This window comes from Saccharothrix luteola (genome assembly GCF_020859565.1).
Lineage (GTDB): Bacteria > Actinomycetota > Actinomycetes > Mycobacteriales > Pseudonocardiaceae > Actinosynnema > Actinosynnema luteola.
In genome coordinates this window covers 197,847-218,475 of sequence record NZ_JAJHUO010000014.1, presented here as the reverse complement: position 1 = coordinate 218,475, position 20,629 = coordinate 197,847, and the positions used below count along the sequence as shown (strand labels likewise).

At 71.9% G+C, this 20,629-nt stretch carries 16 protein-coding genes and 1 pseudogene; 5 read left to right on the top strand and 12 right to left on the bottom strand.

The window, feature by feature from the left end; translation table 11 throughout:
* Positions 1-78 precede the first annotated feature (78 nt).
* A complete protein-coding gene (gene lanKC, locus LNK82_RS20930) occupies positions 79-2,712 on the bottom strand; it encodes a class III lanthionine synthetase LanKC (RefSeq protein WP_230568717.1) in 2,634 nt (877 codons plus the stop codon).
* A gap of 145 nt (positions 2,713-2,857) precedes the next feature.
* Here lanKC and LNK82_RS20925 point away from each other — a divergent pair, with 145 nt between their 5' ends.
* From LNK82_RS20925 to LNK82_RS20910, 4 genes are all read left to right on the top strand, one after another.
* On the top strand, positions 2,858-3,121 hold the full coding sequence (locus tag LNK82_RS20925) for a hypothetical protein (protein WP_230568716.1): 264 nt from the start codon (positions 2,858-2,860) through the stop codon (positions 3,119-3,121).
* Between the two features lie 6 nt (positions 3,122-3,127).
* Positions 3,128-3,445, top strand: a complete 318-nt coding sequence (locus tag LNK82_RS20920; protein ID WP_230568715.1) for a hypothetical protein — start codon at positions 3,128-3,130, stop codon at positions 3,443-3,445.
* Positions 3,446-3,516: 71 nt separating this feature from the next.
* Positions 3,517-4,296, top strand: a complete 780-nt coding sequence (locus LNK82_RS20915; RefSeq protein ID WP_230568714.1) for a nucleotidyl cyclase domain-containing protein — start codon at positions 3,517-3,519, stop codon at positions 4,294-4,296.
* Positions 4,297-4,429: 133 nt separating this feature from the next.
* On the top strand, positions 4,430-5,245 hold the full coding sequence (locus LNK82_RS20910; RefSeq protein ID WP_230568713.1) for an alpha/beta fold hydrolase: 816 nt from the start codon (positions 4,430-4,432) through the stop codon (positions 5,243-5,245).
* A 19-nt stretch (positions 5,246-5,264) separates the two neighbouring features.
* Here LNK82_RS20910 and LNK82_RS20905 read toward each other — a convergent pair whose 3' ends face one another.
* The 4 genes from LNK82_RS20905 to LNK82_RS20890 are packed head-to-tail and all read right to left on the bottom strand — an operon-like array spanning position 5,265 to position 12,056.
* Positions 5,265-5,996: a hypothetical protein gene (locus LNK82_RS20905; RefSeq protein ID WP_230568712.1), complete on the bottom strand. Its 732-nt coding sequence runs from the start codon at positions 5,994-5,996 to the stop codon at positions 5,265-5,267.
* The gene (locus LNK82_RS20900; RefSeq protein WP_308257243.1) at positions 5,983-7,560 is read right to left on the bottom strand and encodes a vWA domain-containing protein; all 1,578 of its coding nucleotides are present in this window, start codon (positions 7,558-7,560) and stop codon (positions 5,983-5,985) included. The genes LNK82_RS20905 and LNK82_RS20900 overlap by 14 nt, the downstream gene beginning before the upstream one ends.
* Positions 7,557-8,726, bottom strand: a complete 1,170-nt coding sequence (locus LNK82_RS20895; RefSeq protein WP_230568711.1) for a hypothetical protein — start codon at positions 8,724-8,726, stop codon at positions 7,557-7,559. Before LNK82_RS20895 ends, LNK82_RS20900 begins: the two co-directional genes overlap by 4 nt.
* Positions 8,727-8,768: 42 nt before the next feature.
* On the bottom strand, positions 8,769-12,056 hold the full coding sequence (locus LNK82_RS20890; RefSeq protein WP_372470536.1) for a WD40 repeat domain-containing protein: 3,288 nt from the start codon (positions 12,054-12,056) through the stop codon (positions 8,769-8,771).
* Between the two features lie 264 nt (positions 12,057-12,320).
* Here LNK82_RS20890 and LNK82_RS48340 point away from each other — a divergent pair.
* Positions 12,321-12,674 (top strand): annotated as a pseudogene (locus tag LNK82_RS48340) (AfsR/SARP family transcriptional regulator); the annotation flags it as partial.
* Between the two features lie 210 nt (positions 12,675-12,884).
* Here the strand turns inward: LNK82_RS48340 and LNK82_RS20885 are convergent.
* From LNK82_RS20885 to LNK82_RS20855, 7 genes are all read right to left on the bottom strand, one after another.
* Positions 12,885-13,298: a Fur family transcriptional regulator gene (locus tag LNK82_RS20885; RefSeq protein WP_230568709.1), complete on the bottom strand. Its 414-nt coding sequence runs from the start codon at positions 13,296-13,298 to the stop codon at positions 12,885-12,887.
* Between the two features lie 53 nt (positions 13,299-13,351).
* Positions 13,352-14,296 (bottom strand): methyltransferase, encoded by a 945-nt coding sequence (locus tag LNK82_RS20880; RefSeq protein ID WP_230568708.1) that lies wholly within the window; start codon positions 14,294-14,296, stop codon positions 13,352-13,354.
* Positions 14,297-14,375: 79 nt separating this feature from the next.
* Positions 14,376-16,025: an ABC transporter ATP-binding protein gene (locus tag LNK82_RS20875; RefSeq protein WP_230568707.1), complete on the bottom strand. Its 1,650-nt coding sequence runs from the start codon at positions 16,023-16,025 to the stop codon at positions 14,376-14,378.
* Positions 16,022-17,686: an ABC transporter ATP-binding protein/permease gene (locus LNK82_RS20870; RefSeq protein ID WP_230568706.1), complete on the bottom strand. Its 1,665-nt coding sequence runs from the start codon at positions 17,684-17,686 to the stop codon at positions 16,022-16,024. Before LNK82_RS20870 ends, LNK82_RS20875 begins: the two co-directional genes overlap by 4 nt.
* Positions 17,683-18,681, bottom strand: coding sequence for an ABC transporter substrate-binding protein (locus tag LNK82_RS20865; RefSeq protein ID WP_230568705.1), 999 nt, complete (start codon positions 18,679-18,681; stop codon positions 17,683-17,685). Before LNK82_RS20865 ends, LNK82_RS20870 begins: the two co-directional genes overlap by 4 nt.
* Complete coding sequence (locus LNK82_RS20860; protein WP_230568704.1) at positions 18,674-19,486, bottom strand: ABC transporter ATP-binding protein; 813 nt, start codon at positions 19,484-19,486, stop codon at positions 18,674-18,676. The genes LNK82_RS20865 and LNK82_RS20860 overlap by 8 nt, the downstream gene beginning before the upstream one ends.
* Positions 19,483-20,544, bottom strand: coding sequence for a FecCD family ABC transporter permease (locus tag LNK82_RS20855; protein ID WP_230568703.1), 1,062 nt, complete (start codon positions 20,542-20,544; stop codon positions 19,483-19,485). The genes LNK82_RS20860 and LNK82_RS20855 overlap by 4 nt, the downstream gene beginning before the upstream one ends.
* Between the last annotated feature and the right edge of the window lie 85 nt (positions 20,545-20,629).

Below are 20,629 nucleotides of genomic sequence, written 5' to 3'. Positions count from 1 at the left end.
TGGCGTCACAGGCAAACGCTGCCTCGACTGCTCATGGTGAGCACGTTGCAGGCCATCAGCTCGTCCTCCTGCGCCACCTCAGCTTGCAAGAACAGCACTTCCTCCATGCTGATCACTCCTTCCACCCGGTGTCGGTGCATCGGTGTCCCCTCGACGTGCTGCCGGGGGAGTCTGGGCGGCGTCGAGCAGGCGTCGCAGGGCGATCAGGACGCCGGCCCCGCCCGACCACAGGTCGGTGGAGATCCGCTGACCTGGCTCGCCGAGCCAGCCTGCTCCGCCCCCGTGCGGCACCGCGTACCTGAACAGGCCGCGGGCGCTGGTCAGCGCGGCGTCCACGAGGTCGGGCCGGTCGAGCCGCGAGCCTGCGTCGGCCAGCGTCGTCACGAGGCCCGCCAGCCCCGGGAACAGACCGGGGAACACCGTGAACCCGGCCGTGCACGCGTCCAGGCACCGCGACAGCACCTCGGTGGCGGTGAGGTCGACGTCGACGGGCACGCCGAACTCCGCGTCCGGCCGGTGCGCGAGGAAGCGGGAGAGGACCCAGGCGTAACCCGCGCTGCCCGCGAACAGGTAGGGGTAGACGCGCCGGTCGCCGCGGGCGACGCGAAAGCCCACGCCGCCGCCCGGCAGGGGCACGGCGTAGGCGAGTTCCTCGCCCAGCAGCCGCATGCCGCGGGCGAACAGCCGGTCGTCCCCGGTGGCGCGGTGCAGGTGGTGCAGCGCGAGCGCCACACCGGCCCGCCCGCTGACGAGCCCGGATCGCGTGGACGTACCCAGGCGGGCGGTCAGCTCGTCACCGTCCGGCACGCGATCGAGCAGCCCCGAAGCCAGGTCCAGCCAACGCTGTTCACCCGTGCGCCGGTGGTGGGCCAGCAATCCGAGCGCGGTGCCCGCCGCGCCGCCGCCCACCGTGCTGGAGGTGTCGTTGAGGCGGTGGGAGGCCGCCTCGTCGAGCAGCTTCCCGGCCGCGTCCCCCTCGCCGAGTTCGGCCAGCACACCCGCGATGCCCGCACTGCCGTGGAGCAGGCCGGGTGCGGTGGTCTCGGCTGACGCCAACGAGTCGTCCCGCAGCCTCCGGACGATCGCGGGGTCGATCGCGCGACCCGCGCGGTGCAGCGCGTGCACTACACCCGCGGTGCCGGCGGCCAACGCCCGGGTGTTCGTCTGGTGCCCGAGCGGGATCGTCGGGTAGACCCGTGCCGGGTGGTCCGGCCGCGCCACCTCCTCGATGGCGTCGGCGGTTCGCTCGGCCAGGTCGTGCAGCGCGGCGACCGGGTCCGCCCGAACGGCGGCCGGGGAGGGCAGGCGGGTGTCGTCGCCGCGTTCGTGGCAGCGCGTGGCCCACCGCCACAACCGCGGCTCGACGGGAGCTGTCCCTACCAGGTCCGCGTGCAGGTGGTCGAGCGCGGCCGGGTGACGTTCGGCCACTTCGTGCAGCGGGAACACCAGGAGCAGCGCCAGCGCCGACAACCCGTACCGGTCGAGTTCCCTCGGGTCCTGCTCGACCACGGCGCGCGGGTCCGGGTGCAGGTAGCCCGGCGTGCCCATGTACCGCCGCACGCGGTCGGTGGGCTGCACCGCCTCGAAGTCGACCAGCCGGACGCGATCCTCGTCGTCGACGAGGACGTTGGTGGGGCTGAGGTCGATGAACACGAAACCCAGGTCGTGCAGCGCGCGCAGGTGCGCGTCGAGCTGGTCGAGGAGCGCGAGGCAGCGCTTGTGGTACCCGGCGTACGCCGCCGCGTCCGCGTGGTCGAGCACCGCGGGGTTGTTCGTCACCATCCACCGGTACAGCGACACTCCGGGGATGAACTCGGAGACGAGGTAGCTGTGCTCCCAGTGGTGGAACAGCTCCACCGGCCGCGGGCACACGCCGGGTGCGCGGGCGTGGACCTCCCGCAACACCAGGTATTCCTCGGCTAATCGGGTCTTCGCGTCAACGCCGTCCGCGGTGTAACCGTTGTGCGCTCTCGCTTCCTTGACGAACACGGTGGCGCCGTCGCCGGTGCGGAACCGGTAGGCGCCACCGGCGTTGCTGTGCCGCAGCACGGAATCGAACGTGTAGCCGTGCATGGTGACCGGTCCGGCGGCACGCGCGGGGGCGGTCTCGCGAAATGGGTCGGACATGCCGTGCGGCAGGCGGAAGGCGGGTCCGCGCTCGTCGTCCGTGACCTGCCCGTCCGGACGGGTCATGGTCGGCACGTGGTTGCCGTCCGCGTCGACCCTGCTCCGGCCGCGGAACGCGCCGTACCGGTACGACACGCACGTGCTGTCGCCGAATCGCCGGTCCGTGAGCACGAACGGCCCGTCGATCCCGGCCAGGTCCTCCGACAGGCGCCTCATCAGCAGGAGCGCGCGCTCTTCGGTGGGCGGGTACAGGGTGCAGAACTTGCCGCTCTGCGGCCTGGCGGCGTGCTTGTCGTGCGCGATGAGGAAGGTGCGCTCGCCCGCGAGGTGCTTGAACGGCACCCCGAGTTCGACGCAGGCAGACGACACGATCGCCAGCACTGACCGCGCGTTGCGCAGGGAGCTGGACACGTGCACCTTCCAGCCCTGGTCGGGCAGGACGAGCCCGGGCGGTCCCCAGTGGGTCCACGCGCCGTCGTGCAGCCGCGTCCACCCGTCGGGCACCTGGGCGGGGGAATAGCGCACGCCGGGATCAATGGTGTCCCACGGTTCGTAATAATCTGCATCCGCGATCAGGAAAGACATGTCGACAGCCATTTCATGCCCCTGTCTGCGGACGAGAGGGCACTCGCGCGCAAATCAAGCATCGCAACCGGTCCACGCAACGTCAAGGAACGATTTTCGCGCAATATGAAAACGTTCCGAGTGGTCGAACACGGTGGTAGCAACGGTGCAACGCGGCTCCGACGTCGGGCCCAACCGCGCCCGAACCGGCTTGGTTCCGCCTCCCGGCGCCGTGGACCTCGTCTTCGAAGTCGACCCGGACCCGGTCGACCAGGCCAAGGTGGTGCTCTCGCACTGGTTGACCGGAAGGGCTCCGACCGCCGTCGCGGCGACGTCCCTCCGCGCCCGGAGGGACTTGGAGGCGGAGGTCGACCGCGTCATCGCCGAACCGGAGGCCGAACCCGGTATCACCCAGCCGCCGAGGGTGTGAACTCGAGTGGTCGAGTTCGCCCCGCCCTGGGAGATGATCAACGCTGCAGTGGAGTTCTGGCGGAAGGCGTCTCCCACCGACGTCAACGTGCCGTTCAGCGCCGGGATACCGATCACCATCCGGGATCGCGACGACTGTTCCAGCCGCCACTTCCACGAAGCCGTAATCCGCTTGTCCTGCGCTGTGGAGGTGCGGCGGCTACCGGATCGCTTGGTCCGAATCTCGGAGAACACATCCCCCAGTCAGGAGATCAGCTCTGTGACGACGTCCGATGTCCGACGGTCAGTGGCCGAGGTCGGCTGCTGTGTGAAGGAACAGATGTGAACGTCTCGGGTAGCCCACTGGACACAGGTGACCGGTCGCCTGCTGCGACACAGCCGCAGGTGTGGGGTCACGTGCCGTTGCGCAACCCGGACTTCGTCGGCCGCGACGACCTCCTGGAGCAGCTGCGCCTGCGGTTGGGTGAGGCGGGGTCCACCGCCGTGCTGCCCGAGGCGTTGCACGTGCTGCCGGCCAACGCCGACCCCGATACCTCGACCAACTGGCCGCGCTACGCCGAACTCCTGCCGCACGCCCTGGCGGCCCGCGCGGTGGACGGCCGGGACCGGCGGGTACGCGCGCTGATCACGAACCCGGCTCGGTACCTGCTCAACACCGGCGACTTCGACGGCGCGCGCGACCTGTCCGAACAGGCCGTGCGGTCTCGGCCGGAGCACCCCGCGGCGAGTCAGGCTTCCGGGCGGGTGAGCCGGCCTGTGCGGCGATCATTCCTGATCGTGGACATCGAAAACTCCAGCGACCGCACCAACCTCGGATTGCTGGAACTCCGACGAGACCTCTACGAAATGCTGGACACCGTAGTGGCACCCTGGGGATGGCTCCCTGATCAATGGGTGACCGAGGACCGGGGCGACGGCGTCATGGTGATCGCCGACGTGTCGATATTCGATCTTCTCGATCAGTTCGTCGACGATCTGTCGGATGCCCTGGCCCGTCGGAATTCGCGGTCACCGAATGGACGGATGAGATTGCGGATCGGGCTCCACTACGGGTTCGTGCACCGTGACCGGTACGGCTGGGCCGGAGAGGCTCTGACCACCGCGTTCCGCATCGTCAACGACGACCGGTGTCAAGGCGGCGTTGGCAGCAATCGACCGCGCCCACGCGGTCCCTGAGCGCTGACGATCGAACGGCGTGGCTGCGTGATGTAGTCGACGATGAGACGCCGGGGTTGCGTCCACAGGTGAACGGCTGGTGATCCGGTCGTGCCTGGTCCAGGCCCCGGGAGCGGTGGGTTAGGGTCCGGTCGTGCCCACGTTCCATGCCGCAGACGCAGTCGAGCTCCACTACGACGAATGGGGTGAGGGCAGGACGCTCGTCGTCCTGCCGGGTGGTGCGGGACGGCACCCGGAGTACCTGGGTGACCTCGCGGGGTTGCCCGGTCGGCTCGTGGTGCACCACTTCCGCGGCTCCGGGAACTCGGCGTCCGCGGCGACGGTGTCGTTCTGGGAGCAGGCCCGTGATCTGGAGGACCTGCGCGCCCACCTGGGGTTGGCACGCCTGGACCTGGTGGCGCACTCGGCGGGCACCCGCGTGGCGGTCGCGTACGCCGCCCGGTACCCGGAGCGGGTGGCGAGCATGCTGTTGATCACGCCCCCGGTGGCCTACCTGACCGACACGCCGTGGGACGGCGAGGAGATCGCCGCGCACCGTCGCGGCGACCCGGCGTTCGACGCGGCGGCACTGGCCACCCGCGAGGGTCCGCGGAGCGAGGACCAGACCGACTTCGAGCGGTGGCAGGCGTTGACGGCGCCCGCGGGGTACGCGGCGTGGACCGAGAGGGAGCGGGCCCATTCGCGCATCGGGCACACCGAGCTGGCGACGGTCCGGGCCTTCCTCGCCGCGACCGTGCCCGACGATCTGCCGCAGCGCCTGTCGATACCGGCCGCGCCCGTGCGGGTGATCGCCGGTGCGCAGGACTTCCTGACGGGCCTGGCGCCGGTGGTGGCCGCGGCGGGGTTGTTCCCGAAGGGCGAGGTGGTGGTGATCGACGACTGCGGCCACTACCCGTGGGTGGAGCAGCCGGACGCCTTCCGCGAGGCAGCGGACCCGTTCGTCGTCTGACGCGCCACGAAGGCGAGGGTCAGCGGAAGACCGCCAGCGCCCACATCTTGAGGACCTTGTCGCCGGCGTCCCAGTTCTCCACCTTGCCCAGCACGCGGGCCCGGAACGACGTGTCCTCCGGCAGGACGTCCTGCTCCCGCACACCCCGGCGCGCGATCTTGACCCGGACGTGGGCGTCACCACCCGGGTACGGCGCGCGCAGGCGCAGGTACTCCTCGTCGGACTCGTCGCCCTCCTTGTACTTCTCGAAGAGGCCGTCGACGGAGAGGAACATCCTGGTCTCGCTGAGCTTCGCGTCCGCGGCGCCGCCGTCGACCAGGCTCCGGTGCGCGTGCACCTCGCCCTTGTGGAAGTCCGCGTAGACGATGGCGTCGGCGGCCTCGAGCTGCCGCAGGACGTCGCGGATCGCGGTGATCGGCCGGTCCTCGGCCTCGAAGGACTCGGCTCGCTGGGCCTCGTGGACCCGGTTCCCGCCCAGGTTGAACCAGCGGACCTTCACCTCGCCCCGGCCCTCCGCGTTCTCCCGGGTGTACTGCTCCACCAGCCGCTTGAGCGCCGGCACGTTGCCCCGGTTCTGGAACATCTCCATGACCATGGTTTCGTTGAGGTAGATCAGCACCTCGTGCTCGCCGATGGTGCCGGCCACCTCGCGCGGGGACCGCCCGTGACGTCGGTGCAGCACCACCGCCGCGACGACGAGCGCGACGCCGAGGGTGGCCAGGACCCAGAACCAAGGGCTATCGACAGCCACGGATCTCCTTGAAGGCCTCGGCGAGGGACGTCGCGTTCGCATCGACCATGCGACCCCCGGTGGCCCTCGCCGCCCGGTCCAGCTCCACGGGGTCGGCCTCGCCGAACCGGACGGTGTAGGTGTGGACGGCCTTCGCCGCGGGATCGCGCGCCTCGTGGTTGCGCAGGAAGTCGGCCAGGCTGAGCCCGGCGTTGCTCTCACCGTCGGTCATCAGCACGATGGTGACCGGTGACCCCGGGTTCGCCCCGGTCACCGCCGCGGCTTTGGCGTAGGCGGCGTCCAGTGCCGACCACACGCCGGTGGCCTGGTCGAACCGGTCGGTGGCGATGTGGTCGCGGATGGCGTCCAAGTCGGCCTGGTCGGAGATCACGAAGTCGCGCTCGTCGAGGACCGCGCCGCCGAAGCGCATGATGGTGAACCTCTCGCCCTTGTAGAAGCGCGTGAACTTGCCGGTCTCCGACGAGTCGGCGCCGCTGAAGCCGGCGAACGCGGACCGCAGGGCGGCGATGCGCGCTCCCTCCATCGACGAGGAGAAGTCGAGCACGAAGATCACGTGGGACGGGTTGCGCGACAGCGGGTCGGCGTACTCGGCGGTGAGCCGGTCGACGGTCTCCTTGCGCTCGGGGAAGTACAGCGTGTTCGTGCCGAAGTCGTGGAACCGGGGGTCGCGCGGCACCTGGTTGTTCAGCGGGCGGCGCAAGGTCCGCTCCATGATCCCGCGCTGCGCCCGCTCCGACTCGAACCAGCCCACGACGGTGTCGAAGCTGTCCCGCTTGGTCGGGTCGAGCAGCAGCATCGGGTAGTCGGCCAGGATGATGCCGTCGCGCGGGTACAGGATCTCCAGCGGCTCGCGCAGCTTCCCGCTCGCGTTCAGGGACAGCAGCACCGACTCGTAGTTGATCAGCGCGTCCGCGGCGTCCTGGTCGGCGGCGTAGGACTCGGCCAGCCGGTGCGAGGTGTCCTCGGTGACCGTGCGTCCGGCGAAGAAGCCGCGGAGCCGGTCGCAGGTCACGTCCTCCTCGCGCAGGGCGCCGCCGGCACCTGCTGCCGCGGTCGCGACACCGATCAGCGCGGACAGCCCGCTGCCCGCGTGCTGGGGGTCGGCCATGCCGAAGCGCACCATCCCCGCCGCCGACCGGTCGGCCAGGTCCGCCCAGGACAGCTGCCGGTCCGCGGTGGAGGAGCGGAGCAGCTCCGCGGTCTTCGGCTTCACCCCGATGGCCAGCGGCGAGAACATGAACCTGCTGCTGGGGGGCCGTTCCCCGGTGAAGCCGAGTTGCTTGAGCTTGAGGTCGAAGTAGCGGTCCGTGGACAGCCAGGCGACGTCGTGCCGGTAGTCGCCCGGGTTCAGCGCGTTGGTCGCGTCGATCGTGCCGCGGTGCTCCAGGACGAGTTCCACGCCGGTGTCGCGCCGCAACTCGTCGAGCAGGGGACCCATGTCCGCGAGTTCGGAGGAGGCGAGCACCCGCAGGGTCACGTGCGGTGGCCGCTCGGTGGTGCACGCCGCGAGCAGCGCCAGGACCGCGCACAGCGCGGTCAGCCTCCGCGCGACGGGCCGCGTCACCGGCAGTCGCCGATCGTGGTGATGAGCTTCTCGAACAGGTCGACCGAGGGCAGGTACGCGCGGGTGTCGTCGTCGGTCGAGGACGGCGCCTCGACGCCGCGGTCGGCGAGCAGGCCGGCCAACTGCGGGCTGGCCGTGTCCTGGCCCGCGTCGAGCACCCGGAACCCCAGTTCGACGGCACGTTTCCGCAGCTCCGCGTCGGTCCGCAGCAGCTGGGCCAGCAGCGTTCCCCGCTCGTTGAGCGCGATGAACGACGGTTGGGTCTCGAAGTGGTCGGCGGGGTAGAGCAGGACCCGCTCCAGGTCCGGCTGCCCGGTGGGGCGGCGCAGCTGGTGGGCGAGGTACTGGTGCTCGTAGATCACCACGATCGGCGCGATCCGCTTCCCCTCCTGCGACAGGTAGAAGGGGACGCGGTCCGGCGTCGGCGCGCCCTGCTGCCGGTAGAACGACTTCAGCGACTCGCCGAGCGCGACCGCCTCGCTCTCGGAGCTCGCGATCCGGCCGCCGTTCCTGGCGTAGGCGATCAGGCCCTGGTACGTGCCGCCCGAGTTGGACTTGCACACGTCGGAGGTGTGGGCGAGCACCAGGTTGTTGTTCGTGATGCCGTACGTGCCGATGCCGATGTCGTTCCAGCGCTTGCCCTGCTCGGTGAGCCGGATGAACGCGCCGATGTCGAGTTCGTAGTACAGCGTGTCGGGGCGGCTCGGGTCCATCGGCGTGGCCACGCCCGCGTCCCGCAGCGCCTGGGCGTAGGGGCGGTAGGTGGCGAGCACGATCGGGCTGACGAACGGGACGTGCGCCTGGGCGAACTGGTCGCGGGCCTCCCGGTCGGCCAGGATCAGGTCGGTCGTGGGCTGGCCCGAGGGGAACACGAAGTCGTACTGGTCGATGTCGTTCGTGGCCATCTCGCGAGAGCCGGTGTTGTGCACGACGACCTCGACGTCGCGGCGCTTGAGGATCTCCTGCACCTTGCCGTCGCGGAAGAAGTCGACCTTCGACCCCATCTTGCCGAGGACGACGGTGACCGGCTGCGCCGGAGGCGCGGGTCGGACCACGGCGGGCGTCAGCACCAGGAGGATCAGGCCCACCGCGCCGACCACCAGCGCCGGGGCGTGGTTGGGCCGGGGCGGACGTTGCCTGATCCGTAACAGCGGTTCCTCGGCCACCCGTCCTCCAGCGATCCCCCCATGGCCCTGACGATCACACCTTTACACCCGCCGGGTGAACACGACGGGTCCAGTCGATAACGCTTCGCCCTCGGGTGCCCTGGTGGGTCGAGGCGTTCGACTTCGTCCCGGTGTCGCGGGGGAACTGCGCAGTCGGACCATGCCGCGTCGAGTGCCCACCAGGAACGACCCGTCGCTGTCAACGGCGAGTGCGGTGATCGGCAACTCCAGGTCGGCCTCCCACGCCAAGGTCAGGTGCGCCGATGGGGCGAAGTCGACCGAGCCCTCCGCCCCCGCGACATCACCGCGCGCACTGGGCGGCGGGTCGTCGCGGACCGGCAAGTCCAGCCGCCAGCAGCACACCAGGGTGCCGCGGGTGGTGGCGATCCACCGGATCCCGTCCGGAGTCGTGCCGCACACCGGGGCATGGCCGGTCGCGGCGCCCTCGGTTGGCGACGTGATCGGTCCACCGACCTCCAAGTCCCACACCACCATGGACGTCCCGGTGACGACGAACAACTCGCCACCCGGCCAAGCCGAGATGAACCTCGTCCTGTCCGCGGTGATGCGGGCAGCCCAGCGCGTGCCGATCCGCCGCCTCACCCACGTGCCGGTCGCGGCGTCGATCGCGTGGATCTCGTTGCGCGAGTCGGCGTACAGCACGATTGTCCGCCCGTTCCGGTCGGTCGTCGCGCAAAGCGCCGTCACGCCGCCATCACGCACGGTCCACAGTGGAGTCGACGTGCGCAGGTCGATCCCGTGGAGGGCGGGTGCCTCGGTCGCCACGATCCCCACCACCGAACCGTCGGGTGAAGCCGATGCGGTGAGGGCCGTCATGTCGTGCACGAGTCGCGGCATCAGCTTCGAGTTGACGGGCGACGAGGTCAGGTCCAGGACCTCGATCACTCGCCTGTCCCAAGGGACGAGCAGCAGTGTGACGCCCGCACGGTTCACCACCGCGACGGCGACGTGGCTGTCGCCACGCTTCAGCACCGCCGTCTTCCGACCGCTCTCCCATACCCAGTGCGCCTGTCCGCCGTACTGCTCGACGTGCGTGCTGACGACGTGCCGCCCCGCCGCGACGATCTGCGTCACCGGGCCGATCCGGAACGGCGTCGGGCCGTCCGCGCGTGGAACCGACACGTCCCACAGCCGCACGTCGCCGTCGTCCCGGCCGCTGGAGGCGATGATGACGCGACCGTCCGATGTGCGGGTCGAGGCGAGGGCGGCGATCTCGCCGGTGTCGGCGTCGACTTCGACCTCCACGCCCGGAACCTCGGGTTCCGCGGGGTCCCACAACCGGATGGTGCGGTCGTCCCGATGGATGCGCAGCTCTCGGCCATCAGGAAGCACCACCCTGCTCTTCGGCCGCATCGAGGCCGCGAGCACCACGTCGAGCGGCAGCGGCACAACGGTGTGGTCGAGGCCGATCGGGTCCGCGGGCAATCGTCGGCCGGTCCGGGCGTCCCACACCTCCACCCACTCGGGCAGGAAGTTCTCATGAGCGGGATCGACCACCGTGACCGCGAGCGTGCCGTCCGAGCGCGACTCGACCATCATCGCGTAAGCGTGGCGCCGATCCGTCCCGGACAGCGGAGGACCGATCCGGCGGTTGGTCGTGACGTCCCAGGTGAGTACGACGTACATGTCGAAAGCGATCGACACGGCAGGTCCGCGTGGCGTGTCGGTCCAGGCGACCGCCCGGACATCGGCCCGCCGGTCTCCGTGCGCCGGTCCGCGCCACGTGGTGGCGCGTCCGGTGACCAGGTTGCGAGCGGTGACGGTCCCACCTTGCCCGCAGACCACCAACACCGGTTCACCGTTGCGCAGTGGCACGCACACCAGTCGCTCGCAACCCTGGAGCGAGCCGAGCCAATCGGGCTCCACCGCCTTGCTGCCGGTGATGTCCGTGATCCGCACGGTCCCCCTGATGTCCTTGCTGAACACCCACACGGGACCGTCCGGCAGGCGCGCGACGTCGAGGGCGATCACCGGGCTGCTGTGCCGCGTCAGCACCGCGTACGGCTGTTCCGGCGCCCACATGGCCGCGACACACCGCCACGGTGCCTGCCCTGCTGACGCGCGCACGACCTCAGCCAAGTCCTGGTCACCGGCGCGGCGCGCGGCGAGTTCGAGATAGGCGGGGTGTTCGGCGGCGGGGCGATCGCGCAGGTGGTGGGCCACCCGCCGGTACGCCCAGGCCGCGGTCCGCCCCCGTGCCGAGAGGACCTCGCCGAGCACGGCCAACAACTCCGGCTGGTCGGCGGTGAGCAGGAAACCCGCGTCGACCACCAACGAGTCGAGCAGCCCTGCCGCGGCGGCGTGACCCGCCAGGTGTCGCCGCGTGTACGGACGTGCCGCGGCCCAGTCATCCGGGACCTCCGCTCGCAACCGCTGCACGAGGGTCGCGTTCAGCACGGTGATCCGTTCCTCACCGAGGGTCTTGCGCAAGTACGTGCGGAGGACATCGTGCAGCCGCACGGCGTCGCCCGATCTCGTCACCAGTGCGGCGTCGGCCAATTGCCGGCACAACGCGCGACTCACCCGCGGATCCGCTCCCCACAGAATCCCCGCGACCTCGACGGGGATGTCGACGTCCTCCGGGAAGACGCCCAACTGCCGGAAGCGGTCACGCCCGACCTCGTCGAGCCTGCGCACGCCGGCCTCGATCGTGGCGCCCACGGCCGAGTCGCGGCGATCCGCGCTCGCGAGGTCCAAGCCGGCCGGACCGTCGAGCGCCAGTTGCTCGGCGATCAACCCCGCGGCCCTGTCCGGCGGGGTGCCATCCATGACCTCGTACCGGATCGCGCTGTTGACCAGCGACAGGAGGATCGGCCATCGACCTGTGAGCCGTTCCAGCCGGGCGGTGCCGGTCAGACCCGCTATGCCGGAGGTCAACAACGCCTTGCTCTCTTCGGCGCTCATCGAGGCCAGCACGACGACCTCGGCACGGGGCGGCAGCACTCCGCGCAAGCGCGTGGTCACCAGTTGCGGCACGTCGGGGAACGCCGCCAGCCGGTCCGCCGACCACACGTCGTCCACGACCAGCAACGTCGCCGGCCGCTCCGCCAACAGCCGCCCGAGGTGCTGACCCGCCACCACCGGGTCGGTCAGTCGAGGCCGATGACCGCTGACGACCTCGCTCAAGTCGTTCACCTTGTCGGCGAGCACCGGGTCGGGCACGTGCTCGCCCAAACCCACCCACAGCACGCCGCCGGGAAACCGGTCGCGCACCCGCGCGCAGACCTGGGCGGCCAGCATCGTCTTCCCGAACCCGCCGGGCCCGACGACGCCGACCGGCGCGGTTCCCCGCGTCAACCGCTGAACCACGTCGTCGACACCGGCACGCTCGACCCAGGCGCGTGGTGCTGCGGGAACCAACCAGACCGGGCCACCGACGGGCCGAGGACCTTCCGCGATGGTGACGTTGCGCGCTTGGACGACGTTGCCCACCACGGTCCCGCTGATCTCGTTGTGCGTTCCCGCCACCCACCCAGTATGCCGCCGCACAACGCTTCGAAGATCACACCGAGACGAGATCCCCCGTGCTGGTGATCGGCCGCCCGGCAGGCACGGAACACGTTGTACGGCTACGTGTACCGCCTGCGGCAGGCGTTGGTCGACGTGGGCGTCGCGATCGACCGCACGCACGCCGGGTACGTGCTGCCGGTGGACGAGGGCGAGGTGGACCTGCACCGGTTCCGCGGTCTGGTCAGCCGGTGGCGGCGCGAACCCGACGAGGCGGCACTGGCCTCGGTGGGCGAAGCGCTCGGGTTGTGGCGCGGTCCGGCGTTGAGCGGGCTGCAGGGCACCTGGGCGGAGGCGGTGCGGCGGACGGTGGAGCAGGAGCGTTGGCAGGCGGTGCTGCACCGCAACGACCTCGCGTTGCGGCTGGGTCGGCACGCCGACGTGATGGCGGAGCTGACCGCGTTGGCGGAGGAGCACCCGCTGGACGAACGGCTGGCCGGCCAGGTGGTCGTCGCGTTGTCGCGCTCGGGTCGGCAGGCGGTTCCTCACCCAACACCGGTCCGCCGCCGCCCACCGCGTCGCCGCCCGTCTCGACCACCCCCACGCCCGTGCTCGACGCATGACCGGTTCCAGCCGCCGGGGTGCCGCGGCAGGTCGGGTGAACGTACGCAGCCCGTTCGCCGCACCCGGTCACCGATAAGGGGTAACGGCGGTGGTGCCGGTCGCCCGGCCAGCCGGGCACCGCGCGCACCGGCCGCTCAGGTCGATCGAGACGGCGATGTCCGAGAACCCGTGGGCCACCGCCGCGTCGGCGGCCCACCTCAGCGCGACCGAGGCGTCCACCCGCGTCACGCGACCGCACCGGACGCACGTGAGGTGGTAGTCGCGGAAGTCGTCGGTCCTGAGGTGGAACACGTGCCGCCCGTCCCGGTCCAGCCCGGTGCCGATGACGCCGGCGTCCACCAGGGAAGCGAGCTGCCGGTACACGATCGTGAGGCCGATCCGCTCGTCGCCCGCCCGGAGCGCCCGGTGGATCGAGTGGGCGGTCGCGGGACCGGGCAGGGCGGCCAGCACGCGCAGCACCGCCCGTCGGTGCGGGGTCATCCGCGACTGGACGCCTCTGCGGGCCGCGCTCTCGTCCACCGTCGGCAGGCCCGTCAGGAGCAGGTGGCTTCGATCAGGCAGAACCCGGACGGTGGCAGCGGGATGACGTCGTCGACGGTGAACCCGTTGCCGCTCAACAGGGTTTCGAACTCGGCACGGGTGCGCTCCCGGCCGCCGACGTTGACCGGCATGTTGAGGTCGCTGAGGTAGACCACCGGGGACAGGGCGTCCGCGACCGCTTCGGGGAGGACCGGCTCGACCACCAGCAGGCGGCCGTGGTCGGGCAGGGCCTGCCGGCAGTGGCCGAGGATCGTAGTGGCGCGCTCGTCGTCCCAGTCGTGCAGGACGCTCTTGAGCAGGATCGCGTCGACACCTCCCGGGAACGAGGTGAAGAAGTCGCCGGTCCGGACCGCGCACCGCGACGCCACACCGGTCGCGCGCAGCGTGCCGTCGCCACCACCGACGTCCATCACCGCGCCGAACCGCCCGAAGTCGTACGCCTCGGGCAGGGCGGCGGCGGCCAGGTGGGTGCCCTGGCTCATCGCCGCGTTGAACGCCGCCGCCAGGTCCGGTGCGGTCTTGAGGTGGTCGAAGAACGGCACCCCGAACTCGTCCTCGAAGGTGGTGCGATCGCCGATGACGGCCTCGTCCAAGCGGTGCCACGGCCGCACCATGACCGGATCGGTGAACACGCGGGCGAAGGTGTGCGGGGAGCCCTCCCCACCGGACCGGAGCATCGCGCCCATCGGGGTCAGCGCGAAGCGGTCACCGCCGCGGTCGACCGCCAGGCCCAGCGCCGTCGCCGCGCGCAGCAGGCGACGCGTCGTGCCGACCGGCGTGCCGCACGTCGAGGCAACCTCCGGTGTGCACAGTTCGGCTTCGCCGAGGGGGTCCGCGACGCCGAGCCGGACGCACGCGCTCACGACCTGGGAGGCCATCGAGCCGAAGATCATGTTCATCAGGGCGCGGCGTGCTTCGGTGATCGTGTCCTGTCCCATCGGATCCCCCCGGGTCGCACCGACGACAACGATTATCATCACTGATATACGCGGTGATCGGATGTGGTGTCGTGGTCGATCACGTGGCGCACCGCCCCTCGCGCAGCTCGACGACCCGGTCGCAGCGGGCGAGGGTCGCCGGGCGGTGGGCGATGACCAGGACGGCGACGGTGTCGTCGGCCGAGGTCAGCGCGGCGGTGATGGCCTCGTCGGCGTCCGGGTCGAGGTTGGCGGTCGCCTCGTCCAGGACGAGCACGCGTGGGTTGACCAGCAACGCCCGGGCCACAGCGACCCGTGCCCGCTGACCGCCGGACAGCCCGGCGCCGGCCTCGCCGACGACGGTCTCCAGTCCGGCGGGCAGACCGGCCCGCGGGTCCAGGATTCCCGCCCTCCGCGCCGCGCGCTCGATGTCCGGGTCGTCGGCGCCGGGGCGGCCGAGGCGGATGTTGGTGGCGATCGTCCCGGCGAGCAGACCGGGTTCCTGCGGCACGGCGCTGATCGCGCGGCGCAGGTCGTCGTCGGCCAGCTCGGTGAGGTCGACGCCGTCGAGCGTGATGTGGCCGGTGTCGGGATCCCACATCCGGACGGCCAGCAGCGCGCAGGTGGTCTTGCCGGCACCGGACGGGCCGGTGAGCGCGACCCGTTCGCCGGGGCGGACGGTGAAGGACACCTCGCGCAGCACGTCCGGCCCGTCGCCGTAGCGGAACGTCACGCGGTCGAACAGGAGACCCGTCGCCTGGTCGCGGGCCGGCAAGGGCCGGGGCGCGGCGGCTTCGCGGACCGCCGGGGCGCGGTCGAGGAGGTCGACGATGCGGCTGCCGGCGGCACGCAGGGTGCCGAGGTTGCGCAGCAGGTCGGAGATCTGCGAGACCGGGCCGAGCGCCGCCGTGGCCAGGATCATCGCGACCGGCGCGAGCGCGCGGCCGACCGCGTCCAGGTTGACCGCGCAGACCGCGAGGGCACCGATCGCGCTGAGCGACAGCGCCGCGTCGGTGACCGCGCGTTCCACGCCCGTCCGGGAGCCGATCCGCGCCTGCACGGCGGTCAGCACGCCGGTGTGCCGGTCGAGCGCGGCGGTGCGGCGGTCCAGGGCGCCGGCGGCGCCGAGTTCGTCGAGGCCGCGGACGGTGTCGACCAGCTCGGCGTTGAGCGTGGCCGCCGCCGCGGTCAGCTCGGTGCCCTGCCGGGTGGCGATCCGCCCGAACAGCCAGGGCAGCGCCGCGGTCAGCACGACGAACGGCGCCCACACCAGCAGCAGCCACGGCGTCACGAGCAGCGACAGCGTCGTGGTCGCGGCGATCAGCACGAGGGAGGTGAGCGCCTGGGCCGCGGTGTGGGCGTAGAGCCATTCGAGTCGGTCGACGTCGGCGAACGCGACCGAGGCCAGGTCGCCGCTGCGGCGCGGCTTTCGGCGGTCGGGCAGGCTCACCAGGAGGCGGTCGAACACGCGGGCGCGCAGGGTGGTGATCAGCCGGTACGCCAGGTCGTGGGAGACCCACGACTCGCGCCAGGTCATCGCGGCGGTGAGCACCGCGACGCCGCACAGGACGACGGCCGCGGGGACCAGCGGCGCGGCGCCGGTCGCGGCGGTCCGGCCCGCGAGCCACGTGCCGGCCACGGCCGCGGTCAGCGCGCCGAGCTGGGCGACGGCGTTGGCCGCGATGGTCCAGCCGAACGTGGCCCGTTGCTCGGCGATCACGGGCAGCAGGCGCCGCAGCGGGCCGCTCATCGTCGTGCCGCCGAGGGGACGACGCCGGCGACGCGGCCGGATTCGATCGTGACGACCGCGTCGGCGTCGCGCAGGGCGCTCTCGCGGTGCGCGATGACGATCCGGGTGGTGCCCGGGCGGTGCTCGGCGAGCCGGGTGAGGACGCGGGCCTCGGTGTCGACGTCCAAGGCGGAGGTGGCCTCGTCCAGCAGCAGCACGGGTGTCGCGGCGAGCACGGCCCTGGCGATGGCGAGCCGTTGCCGCTGCCCGCCGGAGAGCCGGGACCCGTTCTCGGTGAGCACCGTGTCGAAGCCCCGGGGGAGCGCCTCGATGAAGTCGAGCGCGTCGGCGACGTGGGCGGCGGTGCGGACCTCCTCCGGCGTGGAGTCGGGGCGGGCGAGGCGCAGGTTCTCCGCCACGGTGCCGTGGAACAGGTGCGTGTGCTGGCCGACGACCGCGATGCTCGCGCGCAGGGCGGCGAGGGTGTAGTCGGTGATCGGGGTGCCGTCGAGTTCGATCGTCCCGTGCTGCGGGTCGACGTGCCGGATGATGAGCCGGGCGAGCGTGCTCTTGCCCGCACCCGACGGGCCGACGATCCCGGTGGTGGCACCGGGCGCGCAGTCGAAGCCGACGTCCGCCACCCCTGCCCCGTTCGGGTACCGGTAGCCGACGTGGCGCAACCGCAGCCCCGCCCCGGGAGACGCGGGATCGGTGCGCGTGCCGGTGTCCGCGACGGCCGGGCGTGCGGTGAGGATCTCGTCGATGCCCTCCACCGCGCCCAGCCCCTGGTAGCCGAGGTGCCAGTGGGCCGACAGGTCGAGCACCGGGCGGAAGCACTCCCTGGCGCACAGCAGGAACAGCAGCACCGACCCCGACGGCGCGGTGCCGCCGAGGACTCCGGCGCAGGCGACGACGATGGTGGCGGCGGTGCCCAGGTGCAGGGCGAGCGCGCTGACGGCCGACTCCACGAGCGAGACCCGCAGCTGGGCCATCGTGGCGCGGTGCAGGTGTTCGCCGCGTGCGGCGAGCGCGTCACCGGTCCGCTTCCCCGCGCCGAACACCCGCAGGACGCCGATCGCCTGGGTCGCCTCCAGGTAGTCCGCCGCGAGCTTCTCGTAAGCGCGCCAACGGTCCCGTCCCGTCCGGAGCAGCCGGGCGTCCCAGAAGCGGGGGACGACCACGGCGCACAGCACCGCCGAGGCGAGGGCGGTGGCGGCCGGGACCGAGACCGTGAACAGCCACCCGGTCACGGCGGCGGGCACGAGGCACGTCACCAGCAGCTGAGGCAGGTAGCGGCTGTAGTAGGCGTCGAGGGCCTCCACGCCGTCCACGACCGTGTGGGTGATCGCGCCGGACCGTTCCCCCTGCGCCCACGCCGGCCCCAGCGCGGTGATGCGGCGCAGCAGCTCGCCGCGCAACCGGGTGCGGATGGCGATGCCGAACCTGGCGGCGGCGACCTCCCGCAGCCACAGCAGGGCCGCTCGCACCGCGACGACGCCGACGAGCGCCGCGATCAGGGGCACCACGCCGGCGCCGTCCCCGCCGGTGAGGTCGGCGAGGACGGCGGCCGTCAGCACGGCCCCGGTGACGTGGCAGGCCGACACCAGCGCCGACAGCACCGCCAGCAGCGCGATCGGCCCGAGGACGACACCCGCCAGGTGCAGCAGCCTGCGGTGGATCACGACGTGAAGGCGTCCGGGTGCAGCCGCTCGGCGATCTCCCGCACCACGGAGACGTTCCCGAGCGTGCCCGGGTAGGTGTCGGAGGCGTCGATCGCGATCAGCCGCTGCTCGCGCACCGCGGTCATGTCGGGGAACGTGCGGGTCAGGTAGTCGACGGTGGACTGCCGGTGCTCGGGGGAGTTGGCGGCGAACACCAGCGCGTCGGGGTTGGCGGCGGCCAGCGCCTCCGGGGTGATCTGCGCGGCGAAGAACTTCGCGAACTGCGGGTCCTGCGGCGAGAACACGTTGTCCCCGCCCGCCCGGCGGATGATGTCGTACTCGATCCCGGCGCCGATCGCGGTCACGGTGGTGCCCTCCAGGTACACCTGGGCGACGGTCGGCTTCTCGCGGTTGGCGAGCGCCGCGTCCACCTCGGCCAGGTCGGCCTTCCCCTTCTCGATCAGCGGCGCGGCCTTGTCGGGCACGGCGAAGACCTTGCCGAGGTTCTCCAGGTCGGTGAAGACGTCCTCGACCGTGCCGCTCATGCGCCGGTCGGCGCACCCTCCGGTGGCGACGTACGCCGCGACGCCCGCCTCCCGGAGCTGCTCCAGGCTCGCGAAGCCCTGCTCGGCGTTGAACTCGTACGTCGTCGGCGAGAACACGAAGTCCGGCTTCGCGTTCAGCAGCTGCTCCCGGCTCGGCGGCTTGGACTCGCTCAGCACCGCGACGTCCGCGGCCAGACCCGCCACGTCCTCCGGCAGCGGTGCGGTGGCCGTCTGCGCCTGCCCGACGAGCGACCCCGCGAGGCCCAGCCGGAGCAGCAGCTCGGTCTGCGACGGGCTCAACCCGACCGCCGCGCCCGGCGCGCCGGCGACGGTGACCTCCCGGCCGCAGTTGGTGATCGTGACCGCGCCGCCGGCGGCGCTCGTCGGGGTGGTCGGGGTGACCGGGGAACCGCAGCCGGCGACCAGCGTGACGCCGATGCCGATCGCGAGCAGGGACAGGGTGCTACGCATGGATCTCATCTCTGTGCTCGGTGGGACCCGGACCGGCCGGACCCGGGTGGTCGAAGACCAGGACCGGACGGCCGGTGCGCGGATGCGTGAGTTGGTCGACGCCGACCCGGAAGACGTCCTTGACCACGCGGGGCGTCAGGGCTTCGGCCGGCCGGCCGATGGCGACGAGCCGTCCCCCGTCCAGGACCGCGATGTCGTCGCAGTGGGTGGCGGCCAGGTTGAGGTCGTGCAGCGCCGCGATGATCGTGCGGTCCAAGCCGGTCGCGATCCGCATGAGTTCCAGCTGGAAGGCGATGTCGAGGTGGTTGGTCGGCTCGTCCAGCACGAGGACCGGCGCGTCCGCGGCGAGGGCGCGGGCCAGCATCACCCGCTGCCGCTGCCCTCCGGACAGGCGACCGATGGGCCGGTCGGCGACGTCGGTCGCGCCCACCCGTTCCAGCGCGGTCCACGCCAGGTCGAGGTCGGCGTCGGTGTCGCGGCCGAACCCGCGTTGGAACGGCACCCTGGCCAGCAGCACGGCGTCCAGCACCGTCAGGTCGAACTCGGTCGACGTCTCCTGGGTCATCACCGCGACCGACCGGGCGACGGTGCGCCGATCGGTGCGCCATACGTCGTGCTCGTCCAGCAGCACGCGGCCCGCCGACGGCGCGACGGCCCGGTAGAGCGTGCGCAGCAGCGTCGACTTGCCGCTGCCGTTGGGGCCGACCAGGCCCAGGAACCGACCCGGGCGGATTTCGAGGTCCACGTCGTGCAGCACGTCGCGCCCGCCGAGGGTGGCGCTGACGTGGTCGAAGCGCACCCTCATCGGTCCAGCCCCGCCCGTGCGCCCGTGTCTCGGCGCATCAGCCACAGGAAGAACGGCGCGCCCACCACCGCGGTGAGGATGCCGATGGGCACTTCCGCGGGTGCGGCGACCGTGCGCGACAACAGGTCCGCGAGCATCAGGAACGCCGCACCGCCGAGCACCGCGACCGGGAGCATCCGCCGGTGGTCGGCGCCCACGAGGATGCGCGCCACGTGCGGGATCACCAGGCCGACGAAGCCGATGCCGCCGCTGACCGAGACGATCGACCCGGTCAGCAGCGCCGACGTCACCAGGAGGACGGCCCGCAGCCGGTTGACGTCCACGCCCAACGCCGTCGCGGACTCGTCACCGGTCAACAGCGCGTTCATCGCCCGCGTCCGCAACCCGACGACGACGCACGCGACCACGAACGCCACCGCGGGCACGACCAGCGAGCCCATGGACGCGGCGGACACGCTGCCCAGCAGGAAGAACAGGACGCTGAACACGTTCTGCGCCTCGGTCGTCAACGTCAGGTAGCTCGTCACCGCGCTGAACAGCGAACCCAGGGCCACCCCCGACAGGATCATCCTGGTCGGCGACAGCACGCCGCGGTGCCGTGCGGCGAGCGCGACGCACGCGCTGGCCACCAACGCCCCGGCGAACGCCGCCGCGCCGAGCGGAAGGCCGCCCACGGCCGCCGACCCGAGCGTGATGACCAGCACCGCCCCGACCCCCGCGCCGGACGACACACCGAGCAGGTACGGCTCGGCCAGCGGGTTGCGCACGATCACCTGCATGATCGACCCGGCCAACGCCAGCCCCGCCCCGGCGAGACCGGCCAACAACGCGCGCGGCAACCGGAACTGCCACACCGCCTGGTCCTGCAACACGGTCAGGCTGCCGTCCGACATCCACGGCATGTTCGGCACGAGGTGCCCGACCACGATTCGCGCCGTGTCCACGACCCCCACCTCGACCGTCCCGACCGAACCGGAGACGACCACCAGCACCAGGATCGCGAGGGCGAGCGCCGAGACCACCACCCGCTGCGCGGTTGGCGACCGGCGCGCGGACACCCGCCGATCACGGTCGGCCGACCGGGACGACCGGGGACGAACAGCCATGACGAAGCCGATCACTCTGAGCAGGGGGGACCGCGCG

Bases quoted from the DNA above. Each gene is read 5' to 3' on its own strand.
- lanKC (WP_230568717.1), bottom strand. From the start codon at position 2,712: ATGTCTTTCCTGATCGCGGATGCAGATTATTACGAACCGTGGGACACC.
- LNK82_RS20885 (WP_230568709.1), bottom strand. From the start codon at position 13,298: ATGACCCCGCACCGACGGGCGGTGCTGCGCGTGCTGGCCGCCCTGCCC.
- LNK82_RS20880 (WP_230568708.1), bottom strand. From the start codon at position 14,296: ATGGGACAGGACACGATCACCGAAGCACGCCGCGCCCTGATGAACATG.
- LNK82_RS20875 (WP_230568707.1), bottom strand. From the start codon at position 16,025: ATGAGCGGCCCGCTGCGGCGCCTGCTGCCCGTGATCGCCGAGCAACGG.
- LNK82_RS20865 (WP_230568705.1), bottom strand. From the start codon at position 18,681: ATGCGTAGCACCCTGTCCCTGCTCGCGATCGGCATCGGCGTCACGCTG.
- LNK82_RS20860 (WP_230568704.1), bottom strand. From the start codon at position 19,486: ATGAGGGTGCGCTTCGACCACGTCAGCGCCACCCTCGGCGGGCGCGAC.